The sequence below is a fragment of the Streptomyces europaeiscabiei genome, assembly GCF_001550375.1.
In the GTDB taxonomy this organism is placed as follows: Bacteria; Actinomycetota; Actinomycetes; order Streptomycetales; family Streptomycetaceae; genus Streptomyces; species Streptomyces europaeiscabiei.
Genome location: NZ_LRTR01000290.1, coordinates 1 through 4,315 on the forward strand (window position 1 = coordinate 1; position 4,315 = coordinate 4,315).

3 protein-coding genes are annotated in these 4,315 nt (G+C 72.4%); 1 reads left to right on the forward strand and 2 read right to left on the reverse strand.

The genetic code is table 11. From position 1 onward, the window contains the following. Positions 1-1,240, reverse strand: a 1,240-nt coding sequence (lhgO, locus tag AWZ10_RS14110) for an L-2-hydroxyglutarate oxidase (protein WP_425264488.1), incomplete at its 3' end; no start/stop codon positions are given. A 191-nt stretch (positions 1,241-1,431) separates the two neighbouring features. After that, a complete protein-coding gene (locus AWZ10_RS14115) occupies positions 1,432-2,856 on the reverse strand; it encodes an NsdA family TPR-like regulatory protein (RefSeq protein WP_046704674.1) in 1,425 nt (474 codons plus the stop codon). A 714-nt stretch (positions 2,857-3,570) separates the two neighbouring features. Here AWZ10_RS14115 and AWZ10_RS14120 point away from each other — a divergent pair. Next, positions 3,571-4,315, forward strand: a 745-nt coding sequence (locus AWZ10_RS14120) for a macrolactam cyclase family protein (protein ID WP_482258100.1), incomplete at its 3' end; no start/stop codon positions are given.

The window sequence follows — 4,315 nt, forward strand, 5'->3', positions numbered from 1 at the left end:
ACGCCCCGGCCAGCGCGGCCAGCGCCCGCCGGCCCACCTCCCGCCCGATCGGCAGCGAAGCGGTCGCCGCCGGCGAAGGCGCGTTCAGCACATGCACCGCCCGCGCCCCTTCCCGAATCAGGAAGTCATCCACCAGCGTCCCGTCCCGAAGCACGGCCTGCGCCCGCACCCCCGCAGCCGCAGGCACAAGATCCCCTTCCGAGACCGCCGGCAACAACCGCCGCACCGCCCCGGTGAACGCCTTCTTCGACACGGACCGCCGAAGCTCCCCCGCCCCGTACCGCCAGTGCCGCCGGGCTATCCGCCAGGACCCGGGCCACGCCAGTGTCGCCGCCAGCTCCCGCACCCGCACGGTCCCCCACCCGTACCCCTCGCGGGCCAGCGCGGGCACGGCGTTGGGCCCGACGTGGACGCCCCCGTCGATCCCCCGGGTCAGATGCACCCCGAGGAACGGGAACGCCGGATCGGGCACCGGATACACGAGTCCGCGGACCAGCTCGGGCCGCGCCAGCTCGTAGTACTCCCCCCGGAACGGCACGATCCGCATCCCTGGCTCGTCCCCGGTCATCCGGGCCACCTCGTCGCAGTGCAGCCCGGCGCAGTTCACCAGCACCCGCCCCCGTACGACGTCACCGCCCCGGATCCGTACGGCGACCCCCAGCGAGGCCCGCCGGTCGATCCGCTCGACCTCGGCGCCGTACCGGATCTCGGCGCCGGACGCCCGCGCGAGCTGCCGGGCGACCCCCACGAAGTCACAGATCCCGGTGGTGCCGACGTGTATGGCCGCGAGCCCGCGCACCTCCGGCTCGTACTCGGCGATCTGGGCGGCGCCCAGCTCCCGCACCGGAATCCCGTTCTCCCGCCCGCGCTGTACGAGGGCGTGCAGCCGGGGCAGCTCCGACCTCTCGGTGGCGACGATCAGCTTCCCGGTGACGGCGTGCTCGATGCCGTACTCGGCGCAGAACTTGACCATCTCGGCGGCGCCGCTGACCCCGTACCGCGCCTTCAGCGACCCCGGCCGGTAGTAGATCCCACTGTGGATGACGCCGCTGTTCCGCCCGGTCTGATGCCGGGCCGGGCCCGGCTCCTTCTCCAGCACGGTGACCCGCGTGCCCGGCGCGGCCCGCGTGATCGCATACGCCGTCGACAGCCCGACGATCCCGCCGCCGACCACGAGCACATCGCAGTCGTACGCGCCCTGCCTCCGCACGCGCCCCACCTCCCGACTCCGATAGTGCACTGCACCACTGACAATGCCCTCAAACCCGGAAGCCGCCTACATGGCGCTGCTCACGTTCTCCGATGCCGGGCGCCCAGGGCCGTGCCCCCACAAGGGGCGCGGGGATCTGCGCGAGAAACCACGACGCACCCGCACCCGTACCCGCAGCCGCAGGATCACACGAACCCGGCAGACGAGTAGGCACCCACAACCTAGGCCGGAGTCATCAAGAGAGGACGAGCCCTCTCCCGCAGCTCGATCACCCGCGGCTCATCCCCGTACGGCTCCAGCCGGTGCAGCAGATCCTTCACGTACTCGGTGGTGCGGGCCGAGGAGATGCGCCCCGCGACCTCCACCGCCCGTACGCCCTGCTCGCACGCCGCGTCGAGGTTGCCCGACTCCAGCTCGGCGACCGCGGACACGACGAGCCGCAGCCCGTGCGAGCGTACGAACTCCTCCGTCGGCCGCGACAGGGCCTGCTCGGTGAAGAGGCGCACCTGACGCGGCGCCTTGAGGTCGCGGTAGCACTCCGCGGCGTCCGCGGCGAACCGGTCGTAGCCGTAGAAGCCGAGCCAGGTCGGATCGTTGTCTCCGTCGCGGGCGCGCTCCAACCAGCCCTCGGCGGCCTTGAGGGCCGCCCCGGCGGCCACCGCGTCGCCCGCGCGTGCGTGTGCCCTCGCCTCGACGAGCCGGAAGAAGCTCATCGTGCGCGCGGTGGCCAGCCCCCGGTTGCGTTCGAGGGCGGCCTGCGCGAGGTCGACGCCTTCGTCGCCGAAGCCGCGGTAGGTCGCCTGCAGGGACATCGTGGCGAGCACGTACCCGCCCAGCGGCACGTCGGCCGCGGCCCGCGCGAGCCTCAACGCCTGGATGTAGTACCGCTGGGCCGCCTCCTGTTGACCCGTGTCAAAGGCCATCCAGCCTGCGAGGCGGGTGAGTTCCGCGGACGCTCCGAACAGCGCGCGGCCCACCTCGTCGGAGTACGCCCCGAGCAGCAGCGGCGCGGCCTCCACCCGCAGGCACTCCGGCACCATCGACGAACGCCAGTCGCCGCCCCCGTACTTGGAGTCCCAGCGCCTGGCGTCCTCGGCGGCCTCCCGCAACTTCTGGACATCGCTGTGGCCGACTTTCAGCGGCGACCCCGAGCCCTCCGCCGAGCCCGCCTCGCGCGCCACCGAACTGTCGGCCGGGGTTATCAGCCAGCGTGAGGCGGGTGTCGCGTACGCGCTCACCGCGAACGATCCGGCTAGCGACTGCCAGATGCCGCCGGTGCCCGCTCGGCGGCCGGCGAGGTCGAGGCGGTACAGCTCCGTCGCCGCGCGCACCGCCTGTCCGACGTCACGGGGGAAGGCGAGGCCCACTTCGGGAGCGGGATCCGCGTCCGCCAGGCCGATCTCGTGGAGCGGCACCGGGCGGCCGAGCTTCTGCCCGATCGCGGCCGCGATGAGATGCGGCGCGGCGCCCTGGGGGACCATGCCCTTGGAGACCCACCGCGCCACCGAGGTCTTGTCGTAGCGAAGTGTCAACCCGCGTTGAGCGCCAAGATCGTTGACGCGACGCGCGAGTCCTGCGTTGCTGATTCCCGCGAGGGCGAGAACGGCGCCGAGTTTTTCGTTCGGCCCGCGTTGCTCCCTGGACATTGCGCCACCCCTCGAACAGACGGCTGCCGCGGCGGCATAGGCACGCGGCATTCGTAAACCCAGCGTAGTTCGCTGCATCCCAAGCGTTAAGGGGCCCAAATCCGGATGGCGGGATTGTGGTCCGTACGAAAGTACGGACGAAGTACGGAGTGTTGTCACGTGCTCCTGCTGTGTGGCCGTGCGCCCGGCCATGCGCTCTTCTCCGGCCACCGGGGGAGCGGTTCCATGGTCGTGCGTGGGTCGGCCCGCTGTACTGGATCCGGTGGGCTGGGGGACACCGTCGCCTACATCCCCGCGGGCGGCGGACCGGTCCGGGGGGCGAACTCCGCCTCCCGGACTGCGTGTTGACGCTGTGTCGTCATCGGGGGTGGTACGGCGGGTGTGCCCACTTCGCCCCTCAGGGACGATTTGGCCGAAAATCGACGGTGGTCGTCGAGGGTGAATACCGCTCCGACCACGTCTGTTGAGGGCGCGTTAGGTCTTTTGGGGGAGCGTACCGGGGGCGCATTCACGTCGTAGACCCGGGGTCCACCTTTGTCGACCACCCTTCTTCCGGGGCGACTTGAGAGTGTGACGGGGGAGCGTTCAAGGCTCCCTGGGGGCGCACTTACCGGTGTGCAAGCCGCGCTACGCGCTCTCCGGCAGGCCTTCTTCGTGGCAGCATGGGTGCCGTTCGTTCGGTGCACTGGTTGTCCACAGCCTGTGGAGGCGTCGATGCGGTGGTTGGTGGGATGGAGCAGTACCGCCGCTGGCGCACCCGTCTTCGGCTCCGGCGGCGCGACCGGACTCGACGGCGAGACCGTGCACCCGGTCGGCTCGCATCTCCTGTGGGGCGACCCCGACCCGCTGTGGGCCGTCGGCGACTGGCGCCCCGACGAGGTGCGCGTCGTGACGGCCGACGCCCGGACGAGGATCGCCGTCCTCGGCATCTGCGGCGCCTCCGACGAGCAGCTGCGCGTGGGTCTGTTCGCCGCCCGGGGCGGCGCCCTGCGCCACCTCACCGCCTGGCCCGGAAGCTACACCGCCGTCGTCCAGGTCGGCCGCCGGCTGACGGTCTGCGGCGACCTCGCGGGCGCGCGCCCGGTCTTCCACACCCCCTGGGCGGGCGGCACCGCGTACGCGACCGCCGCCCTCCCTCTCGCCGACCTCATCGAGGCCGACCTCGACTTCGGGTACCTGGCCGCCCTGCTGGCCGCCCCCGACGTACCGGACGCCCTCCAGGACTCCACCCCGTACGACGGCGTGCGCCGCATTCCCCCGGGGCACGCACTGATCCTGCGCGCCGGTGCCCGCGAGATCGCCGGCTACGAGCAGGTCGCCTCCCTCGCCGTCGCCGCCCCCTCCGCCGACCCGGCCAGCGCGGTGGACGCCGTGCGTGACGCGCTCGTCGAGGCCGTACGGACCCGGCTGTCCGCGCCCCGGCACGTGCCCGACGTCGACCCCGGCCCGGTCCCCGGCA